This window comes from Microbacterium sp. C5A9 (assembly GCF_022627955.1).
Lineage (GTDB): Bacteria > Actinomycetota > Actinomycetes > Actinomycetales > Microbacteriaceae > Microbacterium.
This window is the reverse complement of sequence record NZ_JABXGD010000003.1, coordinates 25,678-52,011: the sequence shown is the minus strand read 5'-3', so window position 1 is coordinate 52,011 and position 26,334 is coordinate 25,678. Positions and strand designations below refer to the sequence as shown.

Annotated in this window: 26 protein-coding genes; 19 read left to right on the top strand and 7 right to left on the bottom strand. The window is 66.9% G+C overall.

What is annotated here, in order from left to right:
- Positions 1–46: 46 nt before the first annotated feature.
- From HWD99_RS06885 to HWD99_RS06870, 4 genes are read left to right on the top strand one after another with little or no spacing between them, the layout of a single operon-like run.
- Positions 47–1,129, top strand: a complete 1,083-nt coding sequence (locus tag HWD99_RS06885; protein WP_241795494.1) for a histidinol-phosphate transaminase — start codon at positions 47–49, stop codon at positions 1,127–1,129.
- Between the two features lie 27 nt (positions 1,130–1,156).
- Positions 1,157–2,281, top strand: coding sequence for a pyruvate dehydrogenase (acetyl-transferring) E1 component subunit alpha (gene pdhA / locus HWD99_RS06880; RefSeq protein WP_241795493.1), 1,125 nt, complete (start codon positions 1,157–1,159; stop codon positions 2,279–2,281).
- A 1-nt stretch (position 2,282) separates the two neighbouring features.
- Complete coding sequence (locus tag HWD99_RS06875) at positions 2,283–3,263, top strand: alpha-ketoacid dehydrogenase subunit beta (RefSeq protein ID WP_241795492.1); 981 nt, start codon at positions 2,283–2,285, stop codon at positions 3,261–3,263.
- A gap of 34 nt (positions 3,264–3,297) precedes the next feature.
- Positions 3,298–4,653, top strand: coding sequence for a dihydrolipoamide acetyltransferase family protein (locus HWD99_RS06870; protein WP_241795491.1), 1,356 nt, complete (start codon positions 3,298–3,300; stop codon positions 4,651–4,653).
- Between the two features lie 405 nt (positions 4,654–5,058).
- Here HWD99_RS06870 and HWD99_RS06865 read toward each other — a convergent pair whose 3' ends face one another.
- Complete coding sequence (locus tag HWD99_RS06865; RefSeq protein ID WP_241795490.1) at positions 5,059–5,550, bottom strand: hypothetical protein; 492 nt, start codon at positions 5,548–5,550, stop codon at positions 5,059–5,061.
- Between the two features lie 548 nt (positions 5,551–6,098).
- Here HWD99_RS06865 and HWD99_RS06860 point away from each other — a divergent pair.
- Together HWD99_RS06860 and HWD99_RS06855 are read left to right on the top strand one after the other, a co-directional pair.
- Positions 6,099–6,893, top strand: a complete 795-nt coding sequence (locus HWD99_RS06860; protein ID WP_241795489.1) for a hypothetical protein — start codon at positions 6,099–6,101, stop codon at positions 6,891–6,893.
- A 102-nt stretch (positions 6,894–6,995) separates the two neighbouring features.
- Positions 6,996–8,024, top strand: coding sequence for a DUF4236 domain-containing protein (locus HWD99_RS06855; RefSeq protein WP_241795488.1), 1,029 nt, complete (start codon positions 6,996–6,998; stop codon positions 8,022–8,024).
- Between the two features lie 4 nt (positions 8,025–8,028).
- Here HWD99_RS06855 and HWD99_RS06850 read toward each other — a convergent pair whose 3' ends face one another.
- Both HWD99_RS06850 and rhuM read right to left on the bottom strand, forming a co-directional pair.
- On the bottom strand, positions 8,029–8,307 hold the full coding sequence (locus tag HWD99_RS06850; RefSeq protein WP_241795487.1) for a hypothetical protein: 279 nt from the start codon (positions 8,305–8,307) through the stop codon (positions 8,029–8,031).
- Between the two features lie 213 nt (positions 8,308–8,520).
- On the bottom strand, positions 8,521–9,540 hold the full coding sequence (gene rhuM / locus HWD99_RS06845) for a virulence protein RhuM/Fic/DOC family protein (protein ID WP_241795486.1): 1,020 nt from the start codon (positions 9,538–9,540) through the stop codon (positions 8,521–8,523).
- Between the two features lie 381 nt (positions 9,541–9,921).
- Between rhuM and HWD99_RS06840 the strand changes: the two genes are divergently transcribed.
- From HWD99_RS06840 to HWD99_RS06815, 6 genes are all read left to right on the top strand, one after another.
- A complete protein-coding gene (locus HWD99_RS06840; RefSeq protein WP_241795485.1) occupies positions 9,922–10,107 on the top strand; it encodes a hypothetical protein in 186 nt (61 codons plus the stop codon).
- Between the two features lie 481 nt (positions 10,108–10,588).
- Positions 10,589–11,026, top strand: coding sequence for a helix-turn-helix domain-containing protein (locus HWD99_RS06835; RefSeq protein WP_241795484.1), 438 nt, complete (start codon positions 10,589–10,591; stop codon positions 11,024–11,026).
- Positions 11,027–11,052: 26 nt separating this feature from the next.
- On the top strand, positions 11,053–11,676 hold the full coding sequence (locus tag HWD99_RS06830; protein WP_241795483.1) for a hypothetical protein: 624 nt from the start codon (positions 11,053–11,055) through the stop codon (positions 11,674–11,676).
- A 79-nt stretch (positions 11,677–11,755) separates the two neighbouring features.
- Positions 11,756–12,658 carry a hypothetical protein gene (locus HWD99_RS06825; protein WP_241795482.1) on the top strand — a complete coding sequence of 301 codons (903 nt, stop codon included), beginning with the start codon at positions 11,756–11,758 and terminating at the stop codon, positions 12,656–12,658.
- A gap of 47 nt (positions 12,659–12,705) precedes the next feature.
- The gene (locus tag HWD99_RS06820; RefSeq protein ID WP_241795481.1) at positions 12,706–13,659 is read left to right on the top strand and encodes a DUF2971 domain-containing protein; all 954 of its coding nucleotides are present in this window, start codon (positions 12,706–12,708) and stop codon (positions 13,657–13,659) included.
- A 360-nt stretch (positions 13,660–14,019) separates the two neighbouring features.
- A complete protein-coding gene (locus HWD99_RS06815; RefSeq protein WP_241795480.1) occupies positions 14,020–14,934 on the top strand; it encodes an aldo/keto reductase in 915 nt (304 codons plus the stop codon).
- 74 nt (positions 14,935–15,008) lie between these two features.
- Here HWD99_RS06815 and HWD99_RS06810 read toward each other — a convergent pair whose 3' ends face one another.
- The gene (locus HWD99_RS06810) at positions 15,009–16,148 is read right to left on the bottom strand and encodes a zinc-binding alcohol dehydrogenase family protein (RefSeq protein WP_241795479.1); all 1,140 of its coding nucleotides are present in this window, start codon (positions 16,146–16,148) and stop codon (positions 15,009–15,011) included.
- Positions 16,149–16,226: 78 nt separating this feature from the next.
- Here HWD99_RS06810 and HWD99_RS06805 point away from each other — a divergent pair, with 78 nt between their 5' ends.
- Entirely contained in the window at positions 16,227–16,790 is a 564-nt protein-coding gene (locus HWD99_RS06805; protein WP_241795478.1) for a TetR/AcrR family transcriptional regulator, read from the top strand.
- A 77-nt stretch (positions 16,791–16,867) separates the two neighbouring features.
- Here HWD99_RS06805 and HWD99_RS06800 read toward each other — a convergent pair whose 3' ends face one another.
- On the bottom strand, positions 16,868–17,818 hold the full coding sequence (locus HWD99_RS06800; RefSeq protein WP_241795477.1) for a DMT family transporter: 951 nt from the start codon (positions 17,816–17,818) through the stop codon (positions 16,868–16,870).
- A 71-nt stretch (positions 17,819–17,889) separates the two neighbouring features.
- On the opposite strand from HWD99_RS06800, the gene HWD99_RS06795 reads away from it, so the two are divergent.
- Complete coding sequence (locus HWD99_RS06795) at positions 17,890–18,810, top strand: LysR family transcriptional regulator (protein WP_241795476.1); 921 nt, start codon at positions 17,890–17,892, stop codon at positions 18,808–18,810.
- A gap of 33 nt (positions 18,811–18,843) precedes the next feature.
- Here the strand turns inward: HWD99_RS06795 and HWD99_RS06790 are convergent, their stop codons facing one another.
- Positions 18,844–19,377: a 2'-5' RNA ligase family protein gene (locus HWD99_RS06790; RefSeq protein ID WP_241795475.1), complete on the bottom strand. Its 534-nt coding sequence runs from the start codon at positions 19,375–19,377 to the stop codon at positions 18,844–18,846.
- A gap of 52 nt (positions 19,378–19,429) precedes the next feature.
- On the opposite strand from HWD99_RS06790, the gene HWD99_RS06785 reads away from it, so the two are divergent.
- The gene (locus HWD99_RS06785) at positions 19,430–19,927 is read left to right on the top strand and encodes a hypothetical protein (protein WP_241795474.1); all 498 of its coding nucleotides are present in this window, start codon (positions 19,430–19,432) and stop codon (positions 19,925–19,927) included.
- 114 nt (positions 19,928–20,041) lie between these two features.
- Here the strand turns inward: HWD99_RS06785 and HWD99_RS06780 are convergent, their stop codons facing one another.
- Positions 20,042–21,262, bottom strand: a complete 1,221-nt coding sequence (locus HWD99_RS06780; RefSeq protein ID WP_241795473.1) for an ROK family protein — start codon at positions 21,260–21,262, stop codon at positions 20,042–20,044.
- Positions 21,263–21,387: 125 nt separating this feature from the next.
- Here HWD99_RS06780 and HWD99_RS06775 point away from each other — a divergent pair, with 125 nt between their 5' ends.
- The 4 genes from HWD99_RS06775 (at position 21,388) to HWD99_RS06760 (ending at position 26,281) form a co-directional block, all read left to right on the top strand.
- On the top strand, positions 21,388–22,689 hold the full coding sequence (locus HWD99_RS06775; RefSeq protein ID WP_241795472.1) for an ABC transporter substrate-binding protein: 1,302 nt from the start codon (positions 21,388–21,390) through the stop codon (positions 22,687–22,689).
- Positions 22,686–23,642 carry a carbohydrate ABC transporter permease gene (locus HWD99_RS06770; RefSeq protein ID WP_241795471.1) on the top strand — a complete coding sequence of 319 codons (957 nt, stop codon included), beginning with the start codon at positions 22,686–22,688 and terminating at the stop codon, positions 23,640–23,642. Before HWD99_RS06775 ends, HWD99_RS06770 begins: the two co-directional genes overlap by 4 nt.
- Positions 23,642–24,520, top strand: coding sequence for a carbohydrate ABC transporter permease (locus tag HWD99_RS06765; protein ID WP_241795470.1), 879 nt, complete (start codon positions 23,642–23,644; stop codon positions 24,518–24,520). The genes HWD99_RS06770 and HWD99_RS06765 overlap by 1 nt, the downstream gene beginning before the upstream one ends.
- A 78-nt stretch (positions 24,521–24,598) precedes the next feature.
- Positions 24,599–26,281, top strand: a complete 1,683-nt coding sequence (locus tag HWD99_RS06760; RefSeq protein WP_241795469.1) for a glycoside hydrolase family 13 protein — start codon at positions 24,599–24,601, stop codon at positions 26,279–26,281.
- The last annotated feature ends 53 nt before the right edge of the window (positions 26,282–26,334 follow it).

Sequence of the window (26,334 nt, the reverse complement as noted above, 5' to 3'; positions counted from 1 at the left end):
CATGCGGTCGGGGCGATGTCAGAGCGGAATCCTTAGACTCATCCTTGTGACCGATCCGATCCTGCCGCGCATCCGCCCCGCCATCGCCGCCCTCGCGCCGTATCGCCAGGGCAAGCAGGCCGGCCCCGACGCCTTCAAGCTGTCGAGCAACGAGAACCCGTTCGAGCCGCTGCCGTCGGTCGCCGCGGCGCTGCAGCACACGACCCCCATCAACCGGTACCCGGATGCGACGGCCGGTCGCCTGCGGGCGCGGCTGGGCGCGCGGTACGCCGTCGAGCCCGATCAGGTGCACGTCGCCGCGGGCAGCGTGTCGATCCTGCACCAGCTGATCCTCGCGACGGCATCCGTCGGCGACGAGGTCGTCTACGCGTGGCGCTCGTTCGAGGCGTACCCGAGCCTGCCGCTCGTCGCCGGCGCCACGGGGGTGCAGGTGCCCCTGACCGCGGACTCGCGTCACGACCTCGACGCGATGGCGGACGCCGTGACCGACCGCACCCGCGCGATCATCCTGTGCACGCCGAACAACCCGACCGGTCCGATCATCACGAGCGACGAGTTCGCGACCTTCGTCGAGCGGGTGCCCTCCGACGTGCTCATCGTCCTCGACGAGGCCTACGCCGAGTTCGTGACCGCCCCCGGCGCGGTCGACGGTCTCGCCGAGCGCGTCTTCGAACGGCATCCGAACGTGGTGGTGCTGCGCACCTTCTCGAAGGCCTACGGCCTCGCCGGGCTCCGCATCGGCTACGCCATCGGCCACGAGAAGGTCCTCGACGCGGCACGCACCACAGGAATCCCCCTCTCCGTCACGTCGGCTGCCGAGAACGCCGCCATCGCGAGCCTCGACGCCGAGGCGGAGCTGCTCGAACGCGTCGCGGTGATCGTCGAACGTCGCACCCGGCTGGTCGAGGGGCTGCGCGCGCAGGGATGGGACGTGCCCGACGCGCAGGCCAACTTCGTCTGGCTGCCGACGGGCGAGCGCACCGACGAGGTCGCTGCGGCGTTCGTCGCGGGCGATCTGATCGTGCGGCCCTTCCCCGGCGACGGCATCCGTATATCCGTCGGGGAGCATGAATCGGTGGACAAGGTCCTACAGGTTTCCGGATCCGTTGTGCGGAGTCTCCATCGCTAGGCGCGAAACCTCGGATAGCGTGGACAGGTGACCTCGTCAGAGACTGAACTCGTCCGCGTCCTGGAGAAGGACGGCCGCTTCGCGCCGAGTCCGGCTGCCGAGAAGTACCTGCCGCTGATCGAGGCGATCAGCGATGCGGAGCTCGAGCAGTTCTACCGCGACATGGTGATCATCCGCGCGATCGACACCCAGGCGACCAACCTGCAGCGCCAGGGGCAGCTCGCCCTGTGGCCGCCGAGCCGTGGCCAGGAGGCGGCCCAGGTCGGCTCGGGCCGCGCCGCCCGCGCGCAGGACACGATCTTCCCCTCGTACCGCGAGCACGCCGTCACCCGCATCCGCGGCGTCGACCCGCTCGACATCATCAAGCTCATGCGCGGCGTCTCGCACGGCGGCTGGGATCCGACCGACCCGAAGAACGGCAACACCCGTCTCTACACGCTCGTGCTCGGCTCGCAGACCCTGCACGCCGCCGGCTACGCCATGGGGCTGAACTTCGACGCACGCAGCGGAACCGGCGACCTCGACAGGGACGAAGCGGTCATCGTCTACTACGGCGACGGTGCATCGAGCCAGGGAGACGTGCACGAGGCGATGGTCTTCGCCGCCAGCTACCAGGCTCCGACCGTGTTCTTCCTGCAGAACAACCACTGGGCGATCTCGGTTCCGGTGGAGACCCAGTCGCGGGTGCCGCTCGTCGAGCGCAGCGCCGGCTACGGCATCCCCAGTGTCCGCGTCGACGGCAACGACGTGCTCGCCAGCTACGCCGTCTCGCGCACCGCCCTCGATGAGGCGCGCAGCGGCCAGGGGCCCCGCGCCATCGAAGCCGTGACCTACCGTCTCGGCGCGCACACCACGAGCGACGACCCCACCAAGTACCGCGGCTCCGACGAGGAGCAGTCGTGGGCCGAGCGCGACCCGATCGATCGGATGCGGGCGTTCCTCGAGAACCGGGGAGCGGCGGGGCACTTCTTCGCCGACGTCGAGGCCGAGGCGGCGGACGCCGCAGAGGACCTCCGTGCCCGGACGGTCGAGCTCGGACCGCCGTCGATCGACAAGATGTTCGACCACGTCTACAGCGAGCCGCACCCGCTGGTCGCGGAGCAGAAGGCGTGGCACGCGCGCTACGAGGCATCGTTCGAGGGAGGCAACTGACATGACTCTCGAGACCATGCCGTTCAGCAAGGCGCTCAACGCGGGCCTGCGCAAGGCCATGGAGAACGAGCCGAAGGTCCTGCTCATGGGCGAGGACATCGGCAAGCTCGGCGGTGTCTTCCGCGTGACCGAGCACCTGCAGCGAGACTTCGGCGACCGGCGCGTGCTCGACACCCCGCTCGCCGAGTCGGGCATCGTCGGCACCGCGATCGGACTCACGATGACCGGGTTCCGGCCCGTCATCGAGATCCAGTTCGACGGGTTCGTGTTCCCCGCGTTCGACCAGATCACGACGCAGCTCGCCAAGCTCACGAACCGGCACGAGGGCGCGCTGAGCCTGCCCATCGTCATCCGCATCCCGTACGGCGGACACATCGGCGCCGTCGAGCACCATCAGGAGAGCCCCGAGGCGTACTTCGCGCACACCCCGGGCCTGCGCGTGGTCTCGCCGTCGACGCCGAACGACGCGTACTGGATGATCCAGGAGGCGATCGCCTCGAACGACCCCGTGATCTTCATGGAGCCGAAGAGCCGCTACTGGACCAAGGGCGAGGTCGAACTCGACGCATCCGCCGCCCCGCTGCACTCGTCGCGGGTCGTGCGCACCGGATCCGACGTCACGCTCGTCGGACACGGCGCCATGGTGACGACGCTGCTGCAGGCGGCGGCGCTCGCCGAGTCCGAGGGCACCAGCTGCGAGGTCGTCGACGTGCGCTCGCTGTCGCCCATCGACTACGAGCCCATCCTCAACTCGGTGCGCAAGACCGGCCGCATGGTCTACGCGCAGGAGGCCCAGGGCTTCACGAGCATCGGCAGCGAGGTCGCGGCGACTGTCATGGAGCGTGCCTTCTACGCGCTCGAGGCCCCGGTGCTGCGCGTCTCGGGCTACGACACCCCCTTCCCTCCCGCGAAGCTCGAGGGTTCCTACCTCCCGGATGCCGACCGCATCCTCGAGGCCGTCGACCGTTCCCTGGCTTACTGACCTCCCCTGATCTCGCCGTTCCGAAAGGACCGAAATGAGCACGCAGAACTTCAACCTCCCCGATGTGGGCGAGGGCCTGACCGAGGCCGAGATCGTGGCGTGGAAGGTCGCGCCCGGTGACACCGTCGCGATCAACGACGTCATCTGCGAGATCGAGACGGCCAAGTCGCTCGTCGAGCTGCCGTCGCCGCACGCCGGTGTCGTCGGCGAGCTGCTCGCCGCCGAAGGCACGACGGTCGAGGTCGGTTCGCCGATCATCACCTTCGTGACGGATGCGCGCGATGACGCCGGCCCCGGCGTCGTCACCACCGCCGAGGCCCCCGCGCCCGAAGAGGGCGGCGGGTCTGTGCTCGTCGGCTACGGCTCCGGCGGGGGCGCCACCTCGCGCCGCAAGCGTCCGGCCGAGCGCCCGGTGCGCTCGTCGGTCGGCGTGATCGCGAAGCCTCCGATCCGCAAGCTCGCGCGCGACCTGGGCGTCGACCTCACGACCGTGACTCCCACCGGCGCCGACGGCGAGGTCACCCGCGACGATGTCATGACCCACGCCTCGCAGGCGAGCGTCTTCCGCAACATCGAGACGCCCGAGTGGGGTGCCGTGCGGGAGGAGACCGTGCCGGCGCCGCAGAACGCCACGGCCGGGCTCGCCCGCGGGCTGGCCCCGGCGACGGCATCCTCGTCGGCCTCCGACGACCGCACCGAATCGATCCCCGTGAAGGGCGTGCGCAAGGCGACGTCGTCGGCGATGGTGCAGAGCGCGTACTCGGCCCCGCACGTCACCGTGTGGAAGGAGATCGACGCCAGCCGCACGATGGAGCTCGTCAAGCGGCTCAAGGCGTCGCCCGACTACGCCGACATCCGCGTCTCACCGCTGCTCATCATGGCCCGCGCCGTCATCTGGGCCGCGCGTCGCACGCCGATGGTGAACGCGGCATGGATCGAGACCGAGGGCGGCGCCGAGATCGCCGTGCGCCACTACGTGAACCTCGGCATCGCCGCGGCCACGCCCCGCGGGCTGCTCGTGCCGAACATCAAGGACGCGCAGGACCTCAGCATGAAGGACCTCGCCCGTGCACTGAACCGCCTCACCCTGACGGCGCGTGAGGGCAAGACGAGCCCCGCCGACCAGCAGGGCGGCACGATCACGATCACCAACATCGGCGTCTTCGGGATGGATGCCGGCACGCCGATCATCAACCCCGGCGAGGCGGGAATCGTGGCGATGGGCACGATCAGCCAGAAGCCGTGGGTCGTCGACGGCGAGGTGCGCCCCCGCTGGGTCACGACCGTCGCGGGATCGTTCGACCACCGCGTGATCGACGGCGACGGCATGAGCCGGTTCATCGCCGACGTGGCATCCGTGCTGGAGGAGCCCGCGCTGCTCGTGGAGTGAGTATTGGACACCTGAATATCCAGCTCTACACCGCGGATAGTCCTCGACGTGTCACTACCAGAGCGGTCCCCGGCAGAGGTCGTTCTGCCTGATGGAAAGCGAAATCACGTTCGTGGTGGAACGCACCAGTTCAGCGGATATCTCCATTGACTCGCGCTCCGCTACCCGGATGGACAGATCGGATATCGACCAGCTCGAGAGCCGCCGCACAAGTCGTGTCCGGATGCAGCGGGTCCTCTAATGAGATGCGCAGTTCTTTGAACTAGCGACTTTCTGCGGGAAGCCGGCTAGTTGTGGTGTGTGCGGCAGCTTGAGAAAGCAGCGCCGCCGTTGCATAACCATCGCTGGGGAGTCCGAGTGATGGTCGATCCGTCCTGAATTCTCGGCGTGGCTGCGCGCAAGAGGTCAAACGTTGATGATCTTTACTGTGACGGAGCGCCCGCGAAACATTCGCTGCGCACTGGATCGGGACCACTTGGTGGACTCTGGCGCTTTCCGGCGAGAGAGCTCGAGGGTCAGCTGCACGCGGGCAAGTAGCTTGGCATCGTTCTTCGATTGCACAACCTCTACGAGCATCATCACGAGCGTGTAAATCAGTCCTAGACTTCCCGCACCGAAAACGACGGCAAACAGTTGCAGCATCGGCACCGCAGTCTCGGTCGTGGAGAAGCCAGCAAAGAAGGCTGCTCCGAAGCTGAGGAGAGCGACGTACAGGGCGGCCATTCCGACGCGCACCTGATTCCCGTTGCTTCGCTCCCGGTTCTGGAGGAACTGGGACACATACCGCAGGTCCTCGATGTTCGGTTTCGTGCCTAGCCACTCGTCAATTCGAGCGTTCGCGTCGTGACGATTCAGGTTGATGAGATTTCCGATGAGCGGATGCAAGGAAAGGGTCACTGGTTCACGATATCCGGATGGTCCGAGCCAGCGAGCGCCGAGCACTACAGGGCCTCGGACAGATTGCATAGTTAAGTTGCAGGAGGCGTGAGTGGCGCGCACCCCGCATCTCAGATCGACTGCACCCTCCCAGCGCAAGCGGACCGATCCCTACGGGAACTGATGGATCACGACACCGGCCATCCGTAGTGGGACCACAATATGCGAGGAGACTCGCCGAGGGCGTGCCGGAGGCGGCGCATGGAACACCGAGCGGCTTCACGTTCTGGAACTGCCGATGGAAACCCTGCAACAAGGTGGCCCGGGCATTCTTCGAGACCCGTGCGCGAGCACCTCGGATGAGGCCGGGCCTTGCGTTGATGCGAGCTGAAGATCACGGAACCAGCAGCGGCTACAAGATGGATTATCTGTGAGTTCCCTATACTCGTGCCCAGGGGCTGGAATTGGGATTTAGCTCCTGGGCGTTGGGCAGTGTTGGTGTCGGCCAGCTGCTGCTGATAACAGTTGGTGGGGACTGAGGTCTCGCCGCTTACACAGAGGACACAGGCATGCCTTCGAAGTTTGCACACCTGCGGCTGGTCGCCGCATCGCTGGCAGTGGCGGGGGTGCTGGCATTCTCAGGATGCTCGGCGGTTACGCCGGCATCGCCAGATGCTTCCGCAACTCCCACGGCGAGCACAGAAGCGGTTGACGCCGACAAGGTGATGCGCGAGTTCGTGACCGCGGTCTACGCCAACACGTTCGCGACGACCGAAGCGATGGTCGCGCCTGGATCGGCTGCGGCGAAATACGTCGCCCATCAGAAGGCAACAGACACGGCGTCGAAGGCGAATGGCGACTTCGCCCAGCCGGTCGCTGCTGACCAGCCGACGCTCGAATTCAAGGACGGCACAGCCACCGCGAAGTACCCAGACGGCAGGTCCTTCACGTGGACGGACTTTGAGTACGACGACAACGGTTTGGTGACCTCCTGGACGACTCCCAGCGGAGAGCTCCCCAGCCTCCTCTGGAGCTCGGACTTCTCCGGTGCCATTGCCGGGAATACCGTGACGCTGACTTCCGCGTACAAGACCAACGGTGGAGAGATGCACGCGGTGCTCACCGTGACCGCTGGCAGCGCAGGGATCGACTTCATGATGCCCTATCAGGCTCAGTTCGTCGCGAGTGACGGCATCGCCTACGCGGCGCAAAGCTTTTCCGCTCCTCGTCAGTCTCTGCCCGCAGGCGTCACGGGCTACGTCGTCCTCGCTTTTCCTCAGGCACCGTTCGGTGGAACCATCTATCTGGAGGGTTACAACGTCGGTACCCCGGACGTGTGGAAGGCTGAGATCCCTGTCGTCTAGCCAGGCAGTGCTGCGTGTGCACCGCTGGCTCCCGCGGGTTCGTAGGTCCGCAGTACTTCGCCTACTAGGGTGCGTCTGAGAAGCAGGCGTCGAATCTGACCAGTGAGGCACATCGTGGGTTTCAAAGTAAGAAAGTCCATCAAGATCGCGCCGGGCGTGCGCCTGAACGTCTCGCACAAGAACCTCGGGCTGTCGGCGGGCGTGCGCGGAGCCCGGGTCAGCGTGAACACGAACGGGCGGACGACACGCACCGTGGGGATCCCGGGAACCGGGATTTCTCACACGTCGACGACCACGTCGGGAAGGCGGAGCTCGTCATCGGCACGAGCGGCGCAGCAGCCTCGACCTGTTCAGCCGCCGAAGCCGAAAACGGTTAAGCCCGGCTTGACCGCACCGGCGTGGGAGAAGCAGCTGTTCAAGCAGATCCAGGGCGTGCCAGACGCCTCTGTCATCCACGGCATCGGTCAGCAGAATCCGTCGGTTGCTCCGACGGCGGCGATGGTGGAGGTCCTTCGCGTTGTGGGGCCGAGCGCCGACGCGGAGCGTGGTCGTGTTCTGCTCGGGTGGCTGTTCGACATCGGGTACGACCCGTCCACGGATCCTTTCATCTCGAAGTACCTCGAGGCGGCGGAGATCAGTATCCCGGTCGCGACCGGCATCACCGCGGACATGCGGTGGGACCGTCAGGCGATGGGGCTGTTCGTTGCAGAACTCGAGCAGACGTCCGGCAACGTGACTCGCGCTATCGCTGTCGTTGAGTCGCTCGAGCCGACGACGGTCGCCGCCGTGTCGCTCGCTGAGCTCTATGGCGAGGCAGGCCGGTGGGCGGATATCGTCGACATCACCAACGGACTCACCAATGACGACATCGCCGCGACGTTCCTCCTTATCCAGCGGGGGACGGCCCTGCGAGAGCAGGGCTACTTCGAAGCGGCGCGTGAGTCGCTGAAAGAAGCCCTGCGCATCCGGTCCCGGCCATCCGAGTTGCGCCATCTTGCCCTCGTTGCCCGCGGGCACACGTACCTTGCGGAAGGGAAGAAGGCGATGGCGCGGAAGGACTACGAGAGGGTTCTCGCGGACAATGCCGAGTTCCCTGGCCTCCGGGAGATGCTCGCGGCGGCCGCGAGCTAATCGGTCACAGCACCGTGTCCGGGTGGATTACGCGACGACAGTCCGCGAAACCTCCAGCGATGAGTTCCGTCTCGTCGCAGCTAGGGTTCGCGACATACGAGACGACACCCGGTTCAGCGATGCCATCGAAGCGTCGCCACGGCTGGAACCGGTTGGCTGACAGTACTTCGACGACCCATTCCGCTGCCTCCCCATCGGAATAAGGCATGTCCATCTCCATGTAGAGATACTGCTCGGAGTCGCGATACCCGATGAACCGCGTGAGCTTCACAATGTCCGTCATGAGGGAATCGTACGAGGTTGCCGTTGTGCGCGCCGCACCTGTCAGAGCTGCGGTTGTAATAGCCCGAGGGTGAGGTCGGGTACGGGGTGGACGAGGTCGAGGAGGTGGGTGGAGTAGCCGTTGCCGCCTTCGATCTGGTCGACCATCCCGGCGAGCAGCGTCAGCGCCCCGGGGGGCGCCTGGCATCGCCGGGCGCCCTGGGTCTAGAGACCCCTACTCGGTCGGATGCTCGAGCAGGCTGCGGATGAGGGAGACCGTCTCCTCCTTCTTCGCGGGATCGCTGGCCGCCGCGATGAGTGTGAGCGCGGTGAGCATGTTGCCGGGGATCGCGCGATCCAGCTCAATGTTGTTCTGGTCGAGGTAATAGGCGAACAGGGCTGCGGCGCTGCGCTTGTTCCCGTCATGGAACGGGTGGTCCTTCACGACCATGTAGTGCAGGTTCGCGGCCTTCTCCTCAGCGCTGCCGTACAACGGGACGCCCATGAACGTTTGCTCGATTTGCCCGAGCACGGCGTGAACCGAGTCGTCCTTCATCAGGCCGAGGCGTGCGTCGTCCGGATAGCGGTCGCGCAGCTCCTGGATGATGTCCTCTACATCGCTGATGTCGAGGGCCACAGTCGACTGAGTTTCCTCGAGGACGATGAGAGAACCGCGGTCGTAGTCGGCGAGGCCGTCCAGGTCACCGGCGTACCGCTGCATGAACCGGCCGATAGCGCCCAGCTGCTCGTTGCGTGACGTGGCGAGGAGGTCGGCGACCTCGTCCAGGCGTCGCATCCGGGCGAAGTTCTGCTCGAAGATTCGCTGCCGGAGAACCGCATTCGCCCACCTCCGGAAGCGCACTCCCTCGCGCGAGTTGACTCGATAGCCGACTGAGATCATGGCCTCGAGGTCGTAGTGGGTGACCGTTCGCTGGACGTCGCGAGAGCCTTCCCGGCGAACCTGTAAGAAATCCTTACTAGTTGCCGCTTGTTCGATCTCGCCCGAGGCGTACGCGTTGCGAAGGTGCATCGTGACGTTCGGTCGAGTGGTGCCGAACAGCTCCGCTACCTGCGCCTGCGTCGCCCACGCCGTCTCGCCGTCAAAGAGCACAGGAACGCTGACGGCGCCGCCCTCCGACGTGCACAGCTCGATAGCTGTCTCGGCTCCCAGCGCGGCCTCGGGGCTGCAGTTCTCCTTCATTGCGTATGAACCGCTGTTCGACGCGGCGCTCGTCTTCGCTCTCCGCTGTGACACGGTGACCTCCTCTGGGGCCTCGGCTCACACCCCTGTGGTGTGAGTGGGCTCCAGGGCAGCTATGCGCGCCGCTGTGTTCGGAGCGTGAAGGGGAAGCGGAAGGCGGGCACGAAAGGTGCGCCGGTGCTCCTGGTGTCGGAGGAAGGCGCATCATCCAGGACGTCTTCACCCACGCCGAAGTGGTACGGAGACGCCCGCCTCTAGGATGAGTCCGCGCGGCAACTGGGAGGCGTACATGGGGAAGAACGGTCTGTCTGCAACCGAGATCGGCAATCCGTACGGACTGGTGCCGCGGGCATCGAACCGACTACTCGAGCTCGCGGGCGTTCACGAGAAGATGGACGGTGGAAGCTCACCGAGCTGGGCGAGAGATTCGTCAACGTGGTCGACGAGCACAACGGGTACGGCGGGTCCGCGTCGCGGAGCTGGTCAAAGACGTACTTCGCTCCCGAGATGCTCGACGAGCTGAACATCACCCCCGAGATGGTCCAGGAAGCGAAGACGATCTACGCCGCCGACCTCGCGGTGGACGCGCTGAAGCGTGCCGCCGACAAGGAAGCAGCTTAGGAGCACTTTCGCCAGTTTCAGGAGAAGCTCGCGCTCGAAGACCAGGAGTTCGAGGTCGACTGGAAGAAGGTCGCGGTCCTCCTTGGCGGCGCCATCATCGTGGTCGGGGGCACCATCGTCGTCGTGAAGTACGGGCCTGCCATCAAGCGGAAGTGGCAGGAGAAGGTCACCCCGCATCTCGATGCCACGATACGGAAGGTGTCGCGACGTCCAGCGGAGCCCGAGGACTGACGTCATCCGTAGCTCGCAGCAACGGTCGACGCCACGAACGTCCGTCGATTCGCAACTACGAAGCGCAGAGCTTGTAGCGCCTCATAGAACGTCACGCGAAACGTCGCATAGAAGTTGTCATCTGATTGCGCAACAAAAACGAGATCACGAAACTCATTGGACAGTGCGTCCGCAAACGCGTAGTGTTGCAGTTGTAAGTGAAACAGCTGTACAGATCGTCAGCGGTTTCACACTCCGAAAGAAGGATGACATGTCTTCCACGCTTCTTACGCGCGGAACCGTTCTCGTCGACGCCGAGCTCAAGGAGCGCGCTTCCGAGGCGGTTCAGGCCGTTGCTGACGAGCAGATCACCGAGCTGACGTTCACCACTACCACCGGTCGTCAGGTGACGTTCGACCCTGCCATCGTCGAGCTGTTCTCCCATGTCCTTTCGCGGGTCGCTCTTGGCGGCGAGCTGACTGTCCAGACCGTCCCAGACCTGCTCTCGACCATCACCGCGGCCGAATTGCTCGGCGTGTCCCGCCCCACGCTTATGAAGATGATCCGCAATGGCGATCTCGAGCCGGTCATGGCGGGAACCCACCATAGACTGCGCTCGAAGGACATCACTGCGCTGAGAGAGAAGCGCGAGATCGAACGCCGCGCCATCATGGACGAGCTGCTCGAGCTGGGTGACGACGAGGACTGACTGCCGCTGGTCGATATGCTGGCCGGATGCGCACGCCCATAGTCTTCGTCGACGCGAACGTCTTGTACTCCAGGACGCTCCGCGACTGGCTGTTCATGCTGCGTCTCGAGACAGCCGGCGGGATGTTCGCTTTGTTCAGTTCGGAGGACAGCCTCACGGAGGCGCTCTATCACCTCCGAAAGAACCACCCCGACAAGCCAGGCCGGTTCACCGGGAAGATCCAGCAGAGCATCCGAAAGTTCCTCGACGACATCCTCGACGACTTCCCGGCCATCGAGTTCCCTGGAGCGGACGAGCACGACCAGCACATCCACGCGGCGGCGACATCTGTCAACGCGAGCTACCTCATCGCCGATGACAAGGGCTTCCACAAGATCGACCAGGACCTCCTTACGTACGAGGTTCACAGCGCTGACTCTTTCTTCATGCTCGTCGCTGCCAACGCCCCGTCGGCGGTGGACAGGGTCATCATGAAGCAGGTTGAACACTTCAGGGGGAAGGCTGGAGCGAAGCCACTGCACGAGCAGCTCCGAAGCGCGGGGTGCCCGCAGTTCGCCGAGTGTGTGCTCGAGCACCTAAAGAAGCTCGCTGCCGGAGAAGCCACACACGGTATCGCCGACTCACTGCTGCTGGCGGACGCGACAGCCTGAGCGGATAGAACGCGACGTCGCCGCGGTTGTGCTCGCAGCTGCGGTCGGCGAGGTCCGTGGCTGCTGCCATGATGGGCGCATGACGCTGCTCGACGACGTGATTGAACAGGCCTCCGACGGTGACGCCGCGGCCATGCTCCGCAAACTCATGATTGTCGCGCATCGCCTCGGCGCTGACTCCTTGCTCGCCTGGGTGAAGGCAGAGTTGAACGGATACGAGGCTGCGCCGAGCGTTCCTAACTACCGGGGCCCATTTAATGTCACAGTGAAGGCGCACATCGTCGGCCCGTTTGGAGCACAGGCGCCGAGCACTCTCACCCGCGCGGGTACGCCGGATGAGTTCGGCTCGCTCTTCGAAGTTTCGTTCACCGAGCCGCTCGCCGTGCTGGAAGGGTACGCGAAGTCGGGCGATGGAATCGTGTATCCCTGGGACCCCCTCGCTATCGGCCTGTACAACGGGTGGATCCGAGATGGTCGCGTCCCGTTCATCGAGGATTGGGGCGTGTTCAGCGCACAGAGGTCGGTTTCGCAGCGGACCTTCCAGGGGTTGGTCGACGTCGTGAGGACTAGAGCTCTCGAACTGGCACTGGATCTACAGGCCGAGTTCCCCAACGCTGGCGAGAAGGACGGGCCGACGGTAGACAACCCTGCGGTGGAGGCGACAGTCATGACCATCGTCAATAACATCTACGGGCCGTTGAACGGGCTGGCTCAGGGCAATAACTTCACGCAGAAGGTGCGCGTCGTGACGGGGGACCTTGTTGGTGCGCTCGATAGCGCCCGACGATTCCTAGACGAAGGCGAGCTCGTCGGCCTGGAATCCGTCCTCGCAGGGGTTGGCGACGACGACGACAAGCGAGGGCGACTGGCGAAGTTTCTCGACGCCATCAAGGCCGGGTCCATAACGCTGGCCACGGGCGTCACGACGGACCTCGCCGCCGCTGGTCTGCTGGAGATCGCGACGCAGTTCTTCGGCTGGTAACTCCTTCAGCTGGCCAGCGCAGCTCGATGGCCGCCTACCCTGAATGAGTGAGCACGCCAGGTACTTCCTCGACGAACGATGAGTCAGCCCCAGAAGGGGCGATTACTCCCTTGCCGTATAGCGAGCATTACCACGGTTCCATATGGCATTTCACTGACGCCAACGCACTTGTGAGCATCGTTGAGAAGCAGGAGCTGTGGGCGTCCGCGGCAACGATGCTGAACGACCCTGAGGAATTGGTCTACGGAGCGGGGCGGATCGTTGACTGGTATGAGGCCCACGGTGATGCTCTGCCCCAGAACCTAGGACTGCATATGCAGCTCACTGAGATCCTCAAAGACAACTTCGTGGAGAGGGTGCAGGAGAATCCGGCGTACGTTGTGTGCGCATCCACCGACTACCGGGTGCTGAACCAGTGGCGGAATTACGGCAGCACATCCGGCGTAAGCATCAGGCTCGAGCCACACGCTCCGCTCGTGCACGACGATGCCGAGGAGCCAGTGTTCCGCTTCCTTCCCCAATGGGTTGCTGTGGAGTACAGGCCGGAGGCTCAGGACGCAAGGATCAGCCGAGTCCTCGCCGACATCGGGACGGGACGGCTCAGGAATGTGGTCGCCAACCATCCCGGAATTGCTAACATGCTGATCCGCGGCACACTTGCATCCCTGGCGGCGTCTATGAAGGACCCGGCCTACGCCGAAGAGAAGGAAGTCAGGCTTGTGGTGCATCTGCCAGACGGGAGTCGACCGCACCATCGTGGATCGTCTAGAGGAGTAATCCCGTTCCTCAGAATTACCCACATCCCGATGCTCGGGTGGGAACTCCCGGGTCTACCGCCTGTGGGGAAGAAGATCGGCTTGCCGATCCAGGAGGTTCGCGTCGGGCCTCCTGATGGGGAGAGCGAGAGACAGCGGATCATCGGCGTCAAGTCGCTCCTCAACACACACGGAATCGAGGCCGCAGTGAACGGTTCGACCATCCGGTACCTGCCGGTCCAGTAACTAGCGCGGGTCACCGGCTTCGCTGTTAGTTGTGCTGCGTCGCGGTCGTGAGCACTGTGCGATGAGGTGAATACCGTGAGGGGAGAGCGCTGTTGACCGGCCGTCCCGTGAAACGGATCCTAAGGTGCGGTGACCTCTGCCGTGGACCGCAGGTCCACTGTTTCCGGGGGTGCTACACCGGATCACATAGTTTGACGATCCCGGCTTGACGGGCATTTCCGCGACTCCAGTGTTTGCCCGGATCAGATGTGACAGATCCGGATCAGAATGGAGGCTGACCCATAAGTGAGGCGGATCGTGCGGGGATACAGTGGCAGCAGAACCGCGATGACCGGCCCCCAGTAGAACGGACTCCAGCGGATGAAGATCGAACCGACTGCCATCACCCTCGGAACCTCCGGCCTCGGCCGGCATTCGGAGCCGGGGTCCGCCGAGGAGAGGGCGGCCGTCGACGTCGCCATCGACCTGCTCACGAGCCGACACGGTTTCGTGGACACCTCCAACAACTACGCCGGCGGTCGCTCCGAGGCCGTCCTCGGGATCGCACTGCGCGAACTGGGGATGGACGGTTCGCGCGTCATCTCGAAGGTGGATCAGGACCCGGAGACCGGCGTCTTCGACCGTGACCGCGTGCTCCGCTCGTTCGAGGAGACGACCGCCCGGCTCGGGGTCGACCGGCTTCCGCTGCTGCACCTGCACGACCCGTACTCGGTGTCGTTCGAGGAGTCGATCTCGATCGGGGGCGCGGTGCAGGGGCTCATGGAACTCCGCAGCGCCGGCGTGGTGGATGCGATCGGTGTGGCGGCCGCTCCGGTCCCCATGATGGCGAAGTACGTCGAGACGGGTGTGTTCGACGCCGTGCTGATCCACAACCGATTCACGCTCGTGGACCACTCGGCCGAGACGGTGTTCGCCGACGCCAAGGCACGTGGCATGGCCGTGTTCAACGCGGCGCCGTTCGGATCGGGACTGCTCGTCAAGGGGCCGCATTCCGGTGCGCAGTACGCCTATCGGCCCGCCGGCGAGGAGCTGCTGGCGTGGACCGAGCGGTTGCAGCGCCTGTGCGCGGAGCACGGGACGTCGATGGCTGCCGTGGCGCTGCACTACTCGCTGCGGTCGCCGCTGGTCGACTCCACCGTCGTCGGGGTGTCGTCACCGCATCGTCGTGAGCAGCTCGACGAGCTGGAGCAGACGGACATCCCGGAGGCGCTGTGGGACGCTGTCGAGAGCCTGGGTCCGGCGCCTTCCCCGGTGGACGACAGCGACTACGCCTGAGCGCTGTCGGTGTTGTCCGTTCCTGTTCAGCACCGCGACCGGCGGCCCGTATGCGGGAGCGCTCGGCGGTACCGTCACGACTCCGTCGGTGCCGGGTCGAGGGTGATGACGAGCTTCTGAGCGGATACGCCGCCGCGCAGTGTGTCGATCGCGCCTTGCACCGCGGGAAGACCGGACCCCACGATCCGCGCTTCCGGGTAGGGCGTGTGTGTCCCCGAGGCGAGAGCGTGGGGGAGATAGTCCTGCCAGATCGCCGGTCCGACGGGAGAGGTCGCGATGGCGCTTCCCCAGATGAACGATGCTCGGATGCCGCGAGTGCGGCTTCGCAGCTGCAACAGCGCCGTTCGCGTTCCGAGGCGCGCGAACAGTCGGATGCGGGTGAGCGAGAGGCCGCGTCGGCGGGGCTGATCGTAGAACGACACCGGCGGGCTCGCCATCGAGATCCTCGTGGCGCGGGTCGCGCGCGCGATCCTCAGGCACGGCTCCGCCGAGCCGACTGCGACCGCCAGGATTCCCGCCACGACCGAGCCCTTCACGGCCTCGATGATCCGCGCGACGGCTGCCGGGTCACGGTAGTCGAATGCCGTCTCCGCCCCCAGCTGCAGCATCCGCTCGTGATTGCCGGCTGAGGCCGTCGTGATCACGCGGTACCCCGCCGCGCGGGCGAGTTGGACGGCGTTCCCTCCGACGGCGGTCGCGCCGCCCCACACCACGACGATCTCGTCGCGGGGTTCCGACGCGCCGAGGGTGGAGAAGTCCAGCCCGAGCTGATCGGCCTCGAACAGGCCGGCTGCCGCGGTGGAGACGGCCAGGGGGAGTACCGAGGCGTCTTCGAAGACCATCGTCTCGGGCAGGGTGGCGGCGAGGCTCGCGTCGACGGCCACGTAGTTCTGGAAGCCGCTCTCCGATACGGCATCCCTGCCTTTCTCCAAGCCCATCGCGTACGCCACAATGCGGTCGCCCACTGCGAAATCGGCCACATCCGCGCCGATCGCGACGACGACGCCCGCGACATCCTCGCCGAGCACCACCGGGTACCGCAGCCACCCGTACATGACCGTGCCGTTCGACTGGATGATCGCGTCCAACGGGTTCACGGCCACCGCGCGCGTCTCGACCAGCAGCTGACCCGGCCCGGGCGTCGGCATCGGGGCGTCCCGGACGGTCAGGCCGGCATAGGGCGCGTCGATCCACGCAGCCGTGTTGTCTCGCATACTGATCCGTTCTTCTCATCTGATGACATCTCGTGTCGTTGATGCTCACCTTACGGCACGTCGTGTCATCATGGATGCATGCCCCGATGGTCCCCTGACGCCGCGTTGCGGCTCGAAGCTGCGGCGACGCTTTTATTCGAGCGCCAGGGATACGCGGGAACGACGGTTCCGCAGATCGCCGCTGAGGCAGGGCTGACGACGCGGACGTTCTTCCGCCACTTCTCCGACAAGCGCGACGTCCTGTTCCTCAGAGACCGCGAGTTCCCTCAGGCAGTGCGCGAGTTCGTCGAGTCCGTCCCGCCGGAGAGCGACGGGGCGGCTACGGTGCGGGCGGGCCTCTCGGCCGCGTGCCGCGAACTTCAGGGTTGGCGCCGGGTCATCGCGCGTCGGCGCGCGATAATCCGCAGCGAGCCCGCGTTGCACGAGCGCGATCTTCTGCAGAGTCATCACCTCGGTCGCGCCATCGAAGAGTCGCTGCACCGTCGCGGCATCGATCCTCGGCAGTCGCACACGCTGGCGGCTCTCGCCGTGACGTGTTTCGATCTCGCGATGGTCCGGTGGCTGGAGGGGCCCGCCGAGCTTCTGCTCGACGATGCCTTGACGGCCGTGTGGAACGACATGCGCGACTGCCTCAGAAGCTGACGGCGGGGCCCGAGAAGCCGCCGCACTCGTCCGTTCGCGTCCTCGAGGTGCCGGGCCCTGCCGAGGGACACGCGGATTCAGGTGACTGAGCGCAGCTCGGCGGCACCCGTCGTCGCTGTCGGCGGCGGCTCGAGCACGCGGTGTCGGTGACGTCGCTCGATCGCCTGCCCCGCATACGACGCGGCGACGATGAGAGCGGCGCCGAGCAGGCCCACGGCGCCGACGATCTCCCCGCCGAGCAGGATGCCGACCAGGAGCGCCCAGACGGGCTCGGTGCCCATGAGGATGCTGGCGCGTGTCGCCGAGGTGCGCCGCACCGCCCAGAGCTGAACGACGAACGCGAACACCGAGCACATCAGGCCGAGGAACAGGACGTTCGCCCACCCCGCTCCGTCGAGTCGTGCGACGGCCGCGGGCAGCTCCGCTCCGGCGACCAGTGATGCCGTCGCCGCACAGACGATGAGCTGCACCAGGACGACGGCGAGCGTGCTGTCTCGGCGGTCGCGGGTGAGCCTGGCGCTCGCCGTCACGTGCAGCGCGCGCACGACCGCCGCCGCGATCACCAGGCCGTCGCCTGCGGTCGGCATCCGCAGCCCGCCGTCCGACACGAGGAGGGCGACGCCCACCACGGCCGCCACGGCGGCGACGAAGTACGAGCGGGGAAGCCATGACCGCGCGGCGAGGCTCTCGAGCACGGGGGTGAGGATGAGCGCGAGGCTGATGAGCAGCCCCGCATTGGTCGCCGACGTGAGATGCACGCCCCAGGTCTCGAGCCCGATGATCGCGGCTTGGGAGAAGCCGAGGAGGACGGCGACGGCAAGACCGCGACCACGCGGCATCCGCTCGCGGCGGGCCGCGCAGATCACGCCGAGAGCGGCCGCGGCCACCAGGAACCGGAGTGCGACAGCCGGGGCGACGCCGACGTCGAGAGCGAGGCTCTTGGCCGCGACGAAGCTCGCGCCCCACACCGCCGCCACCGCGACGAGCAGAACGTCGACGAGCAGATCCAGAGAGGCGCGACGAGACATGGCTCCACGTTCTCGCCTTTTCCGATGAAGACCCAGACCCAGTTGCTTACGAATCCTTTAAGGTTGTGCTTATGGATCCCGCTCATCTTCGCCTGCTGCGCGAGCTGCGCGATCGGGGCAGCGTCACGGCGGTGGCTGCCGCTCTCGGCATCTCGGCCTCGGCGGTGTCGCAGCAGCTCTCGACGCTGCAATCGAGCGTGGCGCTGCCACTCACCACGCGGCGCGGTCGAGTCCTGACCCTGACCGCTGCGGGCGAGGTTCTCGCCGCAGCGAGCACCCGCGTCGACGAGGCGCTCACGGCGGCGCGCGATGCGGTGGGCGCTCTGCTCGACGCGGGCGACCGGCCGGTTCGGCTCTCGTCCTTCACCAGTGCAGGGCTGGCGCTGTTCGGACCCCTGGTGCGAGAGCTCGGGGGAGCTCCCTCGGTCCACCTCGCCGATGAAGACGTGGCGCACCGGGACTTCCCCGGCCTCACGGCCGACTACGACCTCGTGATCGCGCACCGGCTCGCTCACGACTCGCCCTGGCCGGTCGATCGCGTCGTCTCGAGCGCGCTGATCGATGAACCGCTCGACATCGCGCTGCATGCCGAGCATCCGCTCGCGGGGCGTGCGCAGATCGACCTCGACGATCTGGTGGACGAGGACTGGGTGTCGGTGCATCAGGGATTCCCGCTCGCCGGTGTGCTCGATCATCTGGGGGCGCGAGCAGGGCGCCCTCTTCGCATCGCACACCGCATCAACGAGTTCTCGGTGACGGCCGAGGTCGTGCGGGCCGGGGCGGCGATCGCCATCATGCCCCGCACGACCGCCTCGTCTCTGGCCGTCGACGGGCTCGTGCTGCGGCCGCTGGCAGGAATCGAACTCGTGCGGCACCTCGACGTGCTGGCGAGGCCCGACGCGCTCGCCTACGCCTCGGTGCGCCGCGTGCTGCGTGCGCTGCAGATCGTTGCCGCCCGCGTGCGGCAGGACTCGCTCGGCTCACCGCTCTGAGGCGACGCTCCGCACGCGGACCGTGCGGGCGCGTCACGGCTGACGCAGCTCCGCGAGGAGCGTGATCATCGCAGTGCCGGGATCCCAGTGGCGCACGGTGTCGGCACGAGCGCGGATATCGCCGCCGAGCACCTCGAGCGCCGCCGGAAGATCGGCGACCCGCAGTCGGCGGGAGAGGGCGACGTGCGGCATCCACTCGCCGGGTGCGGTGTGCGGGGCATCGTCACCCGACCCCACGGCGGCGAGGAGCGTCTCGCGGAGGCCGATCAGCTCGGCACTCGGCACGATGCTGCGGGCCAGCACGCGGCGCTCGCCGGAGCCGAAGAGCAGGGGAGCGCCCAGGGTGAGGGGGAAAGACGGGATGCCGGCAAGTGCGCCCGGGGGCGGCGAAGCAAGGGCGACCCGCGCGACAAGTGTGACGTGGGGTCGGTTGCTCGCGGAGGTGTGCCCCGCGAGGCTCGACATCCCGCGGGCCGCGAGAGCATCCCACTCGGCACGGACTGCGGCCTCGGCATCCGGGTCGAGGAGCAGTTCGATCGATGAGGGCGGGGGCGTCGGTTCTGCCACGGGTCGATTATGTCGCGCCCCGCAGCGCGGGCACATGCGGGAGAATCCGTCTATGCCCCGTCCGCTCCTCGCCTCCCTCCGAGAAGGGCTGCTCGCCCATCGCGAGCGCGTGGCCATAATCCTGGGCTGGGCGCTCGTCCCCCTGCCGGTGGCGGGCTGGATCATCGCTCAGTCGTTCCCAGGCCGGATCGATGAGGTCTGGGAGTGGTTGTCGGCATACATGCACAGCCTCGCCACCAGCACCTTCGCCGTACTCTTCCTTTCTTCGGCGCTGGTGAATGTCCTCGTGCTGATCCGTCGCGCGCCCCGTCGCTCGAGTCGCGTGACGGCGAGGTACGCACTCTCCCAGTCCGTCGTCATCGCCCTCGCTCTCGCCTGGATCGCTTGTCTCGGGGTGGGGTCTGCGGCGCAATACGTCGAGATGCTCGTCGGCACGCTCATAGCCGGCGCGTCGATAGCCACTCTCGTCGTCGCGTCGACCACCGCGTCCGAGTCGGCAGACTCACCTGACCCGTCGCAGGCGGTGCGGCCGGATCCTGCCGAGCAGTGAGCGGCTCTGAGCCCTGGCCCGCCGGAGAACCGAGACGGATCACCGGGATGCCGGCGGGTCGCACCTCGACCCGCCGGCGTGCGCGCTGATCGTCTCCGTTTTCCGGAGAGGAACTCAGCTCACCGCGGTCAGACGCCGCTCCGCGAGCATCGGCACGGCCACCTCGCGGGCGGCGCGGCGGGCCGTCGTGACGGCGCCGATCGAGACGACCTCGGCCCCGAGCGTCGAGGCGAGGATCTCGGGTGCCGGCAGGTGCAGCTCGGTGGGCAGCACCTCGCGCGCGGCGGTGATCACGGGCGCGACGCTCTCGGCCACCGCGCCGCACACGATCACGCGGGTGGGGTCGTACATGCTGCCGAGAACGCCCACCACGCGAGCGAGGGTCGCTCCCACGCGGGAGGTCGCGAGCAGGGCGTCGACATCGCCCGAGGCGGCGGCCGTCAGCACCGTGCGCGGATCCACGCGGTCGGCCGCGGCGAGTCGTCCGATGGCCGAGCCCTCGTCGATCTCGGCGCTGTCGACGGCGGCGCGCACCTCGTCCTGCAGCGCGTAGCTCAGGCCGAAGGCCGAGCCGACTCCCACGATGTGGTCGAACACGATGCCCTCGCCGACGCCGCCGTGCGCGCCGTGCAGCACGTGGCCGTCGACCACGACGCCGCCGCCGAAGCGCTCCCCGGCGAGCAGGGCCACGTAATCACGGCATCCGATCGCCGCGCCCACCGAGCCCTCGGCGATCGCGGCGAGCTGGGCGTCGTTCTTGATCTCGACCGCGGGGGCCCAGTCGGCCAGGGCTGCGGCGAGGCCCGGGTTCGTCCGCTCCCAGAACCCGTCGGGATGCGGCGGAGAGATGCCCGCGCGATCCACGGGTGCGGCCACGCCGACGCAGATCGCGAGCACCTCGTCGCGCGGGACGCCCGCCTCTGCGAGCGCCTGCTCCATCTGCCCGAGGATCGTCGCGCGCCGCGCGGACGACGACTGGGTCGAATCGATGTCCGTGCGGTGGTGCACGAGCGTCCGGTCGAGGAGGTCGGCGACGGTGACGGCGACATGGTTGTCGCCGGCGTCCACGCCCACGACCACCCCGAGGTCGGATGCCAGCACGAAGCGCCGTGCGGGGCGACCCGCGCGATAGCTGCCGGCGGCCCTGGCGTTCGGCAGTTCGTGGAGCACGGCGGCGCTGACGAGCGTATCGATCGCGTCGATGGCCGTCGAGCGCGTCAGCGACGTCGAGGCCATCACCTCCGTCGCCGTGAACTCGCCCGCCGTCCAGGCGAAGTCGAGGACGGCGCCGACGCTGGCTCGTCCGGTGCCCAGACCTGCGGAGACTTCTGTCACGGGTCTTGACCTCACTCTCGTCCAGATGAGAGAGTACCGTTCATCGAAGTAAATTCGCTCACTAGATTTAGTCTGCGGATATACAGGACGAAAGGACAACGGTGTCTCCGAATACTCCATCCCCGGTGCGATTCGTGGCCGGTGCGGCCGCGCTCGTGCTGGTCGGTGCCGGTCTGGCGGGCTGTTCGACGGCCGGCGGGGCCGAGACCATCCGCTTCACGTTCAACAAACGCGAGGCGATCGGCTTCATGACCGATCTCGTCGCGCAGTTCAACTCCTCGCAGAGCGACGTGCGCGTCGAGATCGACACCTCGGGTCCCGACGTGATCTCGGCGAGCTTCGTGCGCGGCAACCCGCCCGACCTCATCCTCGGCAACTACAACTACGAGATCGCGCGCTTCGTGCAGCGCTGCACCCTCAGCGATCTCTCCGACACGGATGCCGCGGCGTCCGTGCGCGACGACCTGCAGCCGCTCATGGACCAGTACGGCTCGTGCGAGGGGCGCACCAGTGCGCTGCCGTACTCGGTGATGGCCGCATCGGTCATCTACAACAAGGAGATCTTCGACGCCCAGGGCCTCGAGGTGCCGCAGACCTGGGACGAGCTGATCGCCGTGTGCGACCAGCTGAAGGAGGCGGGCATCGACCCGTTCTACGCCACGTTCAAGGACGACTGGACGGTCGGCCAGGGCTGGTACGACTACTCGGTCGGAGGCTCTCTCGACACGATCGAGTTCTTCGACGCGATGGCCGACGAGGGCGCATCCGTCGGCCCCGACTCTCCCGTCTCGTTCGAGCAGGACTTCGCCGAGCCCATGGACCGCATGATGCAGCTCGCGAACGACTACACGAACGAGGATGCTGCGAGCAGAGGCTACGGCGACGGCAACCTGGCCTTCAGCAAGGGCGAGGCCGCGATGTACATGCAGGGGCCGTGGGCGTTCAGCGAGATCGCGAAGACCGCACCCGACCTGGAGCTGGGCACCTTCCCGCTGCCGATGACGGATGACCCCGACGACCTCGGCGTGCGCGTCAACATGGACCTGGGCGCGATGATCCCCGAGGGCTCGAAGCACCAGGAGGCCGCACGGGAGTTCCTCGAGTACCTCTACCTGCCTGAGAACATCGAGGCGTACAACGCCTCGCAGCTCGGATTCACGCCGACCACGGATGCTCCGGCTCCTGACGATCCGCGCATCGAGGGGATGATCGAGTACTACGAGAACGGCCAGATCTATCAGGGCCCCTCGGTGCTCGTGCCCAAGACCATCCCGGTGATGAACTACGCCCAGGCGATGGCGCTGGGCGCGTCGACCACGTCGACTCTGCGCACCATGGACGCGGACTGGGCACGCATCGCCTTCCGCGCGCCGATCCCCAAGACCGACGATGCGGCATCCGGCGAGACAGAGGAGTCCGCACCGTGAGCACCACCGCCACCTCGAACACCACGAGGCCGAACAGTCCGACGACCGACACGACGTCGATCGTCACGGGCCAGGGGCGTAAACTCCACCGTCGCAAGGGGCGGGTCGAGCCGATCTACTACCTGTTCCTCGTGCCGACGCTCGTGATCTTCACGCTCGCGATCACTGTCCCCGCCGTCATGGGGATCTTCTTCAGCTTCACGGACTCGATCGGCATCGGCGAGTGGAGCTTCAGCGGGCTCACCAACTACATCGCGATGTTCAGCGACCCGGCCATCCTGCAGAGCTACCTGTTCACGTTCGGCTTCTCGATCGCCACGGTGATCGTCGTCAACGTGGTCGCGTTCCTGCTGGCGGTCGGCCTGACCTCCCGCATCCGCTTCAAGACGGGGCTCCGCACCATCTTCGTGATCCCGATGGTGATCTCGGGCATCATCATCGCCTACGTGTTCAACTTCCTGTTCTCGAACTCGGTGCCCGCAGCGGGTGCGGCCCTCGGCATCCCGTGGCTCGAGACCAGCCTGCTCGCGAACCCCGACCTCGCGTGGGTCGCGATCGTCATCGTGACGGCCTGGCAGGCGGTGCCCGGTGCGCTGCTCATCTACATCGCCGGCCTGCTGTCGGTGCCGAGCGAGGTGTACGAGGCGGCGAGCATCGACGGGGCGAGCAAGACCCAGCAGCTCACCCGCATCACGGTCCCGCTGGTCGCCGGCTACGTCGTGATCAACGTGATCCTCGGCTTCAAGGGCTTCCTCAACGCCTACGACATCATCGTCGGACTCACGAACGGCGGCCCCGGAACCTCCACCCGCAGCGTCGCGATGACGATCATCGCGGGCTTCAACGGCGGCGACTACGCCTACCAGATGGCGAATGCGACGATCTTCTTCATCGTCGCGGTGCTCATCTCCCTGCTGCAGCTCTCGCTGACCCGCGGAAGGAACGCACTCTGATGTCGACGCAGACACTCACCACCATCCCGACCTCGGGAAAGAAGCCGCGCGTCCGTATGGAGCGCGTGAACTGGTCGACCACGATCATCCTGATCCTGTGCGCCGTCACCGTGCTGCTTCCGCTCTACGTCACGCTCTCGATGGCGTTCAAGACGACCGGCCAGGCCGTCGACGGCAATGCCTTCTCGCTGCCGGCGCCGTTCAGCATCGACGGCTTCGTCGAGGCCTGGAACCTGACGAAGTTCCCGGTCGGTGCGGGCATCTCCCTGCTGGTGACGGCGGGTACCGTCATCGCGACGATCGTGCTCGCGGCGTTCGCGTCGTACGCGATCGTGCGCAACTGGGACCACCGCCTGTTCCGCTACTCGTTCTTCTACCTGCTGGCTGCCATGTTCATCCCGTTCCCGGTGGTCGCGCTGCCGCAGATCCAGCTGACGGGCCGCGTGGGACTCGACAACCCGTTCGGCGTGATCATCCTGGCGACGATGTTCCAGCTCAGCTTCAGCGTGCTGCTGTTCACGGCGTTCCTGCGGTCGATCCCGCTCGAACTCGAAGAGAGCGCCCGCATGGACGGGGCGTCGACATGGCAGACGTTCTGGCAGCTGATCTTCCCGCTGCTCGCACCCATGAGCGCCACGGTCGGCATCTTCGCGTTCCTCTACGCCTGGAACGACTTCATGATGCCGTCGCTGATCATCTCCGATCCGGCGATGCAGACGCTGCCGGTGCGGCAGAACCTGTTCCAGACCCAGTTCAGCAACAACTACAACGTGTCGTTCGCCTCGTACCTCATGGCGATGGCCCCGGCCATCCTGGCGTACCTGTTCACGCAGCGCTTCGTCATGGAGGGCGTGACGCAGGGAGCCGTCAAGGGCTGACGCGCACCGGCGCGGATCCGCCGCCGGCGGGTCCGCGCCGCACACACCAGACCGCAACACGAAGGAGCAACACCCCTCATGACCGATGCGCTTCTCACCGAGACCCGCGACGACACGACGGCAGCATGGTGGCGACAGGCGGCCGTCTACCAGATCTACCCCCGCAGCTTCGCCGATGCGAACGGCGATGGGCTCGGCGACATCCCGGGCATCGTCTCGCGGGCCGACTACCTGCAGCAGCTCGGCATCGACGCGGTGTGGCTGAGTCCGTTCTACCCCTCGGCGCTCGCCGACGGTGGCTACGACGTCGCCGACTACCGCGACGTCGACCCGCGTCTCGGCACGCTGGAGGACTTCGACGAGATGGTCGCGGCGCTGCACCAGCGCGGCATCCGCGTGGTCGTCGACATCGTGCCGAACCACTCGTCGGATCTGCACGAGTGGTTCCAGGAGGCCCTGGCCGCGGGCCGCGGCTCGGCCGCCCGCGAGCGCTACATCTTCCGCGAGGGCTCGGGCCCCGACGGTGCGGAGCCGCCGACCGACTGGACCGCGGCGTTCGGCGGATCGGCCTGGGAGCGCGTCGAGGACGGGCAGTGGTTCCTGCACAGCTTCGCCCCCGAGCAGCCCGACCTCAACTGGGATCACCCCGAGGTGCGCGAGGACTTCCTGAAGACCCTGCGCTTCTGGTCGGACCGCGGCGTCGACGGATTCCGCATCGACGTGGCGCACATGCTCACCAAGGATCTGACCGAGCCGCTGCCCAGCAGCGCCGAGCTCGAGCTCCTGCCGCACGACGGCAACCACCCGCTGCACGACCGTGACGACGTGCACGAGGTCTACGCCGAGTGGCGTCGGGTGTTCAACGAGTACGACCCGCCCCGCACCGCGGTCGCCGAGGCGTGGGTGAGCACTCCGGAGCGGCGGGCGAAGTACGCATCGGCCGAGGGGCTCGGCCAGGCGTTCAACTTCGACCTGCTGGTCGCCGACTTCGACGCGACGCAGTTCCGCACGATCATCACCGACAATCTCGCGCAGGCGCGGCAGACCGGCTCGTCCACCACGTGGGTGCTCTCGAACCACGACGTCACGCGGCACGCGACGCGGTACGGCCTGGCCCCGCTGGCCGGACGCACGGGGGTCAAGCAGGGGGTGGAGTGGGTCGCCGCCGGTGGTCCCGCCGAGCAGCTCGACCGCGAGCTCGGTCTCCGCCGCGCGCACGCGGCCACGCTGCTGCTGCTCGGCCTGCCCGGCAGCACCTACCTCTACCAGGGTGAGGAGCTCGGTCTTCAGGAGGTCGCCGAGATCGGACCCGACGACCGCCAGGACCCCGCGTTCTTCCGCGGCGCCGAGTTCGACGGCCTCGGACGGGACGGATGCCGTGTGCCGCTGCCGTGGACGGCATCCGGTTCGTCCTTCGGCTTCGGCGCGGCTGACGCGCACCTGCCGCAGCCCGAGTGGTTCGGCGAGTACGCGGTCGATGTCGAGGACGAGGATCCGTCGTCCACGCTCTCGCTGTACCGCGAGGCCCTGCGCCTGCGCCGCGAGCTGCAGACCGACGAGACCCTCGAGTGGATCGACACGGGGCGCGCCGACGTGCTGCGCTTCGCCCGCCCCAACGGCTGGCAGATCGTCACGAACTTCGGCTCCGAGCCGTTCGACCTCGGGACGGACGCCGCCGCTGTCGTGCTCGGCACCGCCGAAGACGGCGCGGTGGCCGCCGATTCGACGGTCTGGATCGCGCCCGCAGGCCTGGTCAGCTGACGCGTTTCGTCTCGTCGCCGCGCTCCTCGCTCGACGACCGGGGTTTCCGGTCG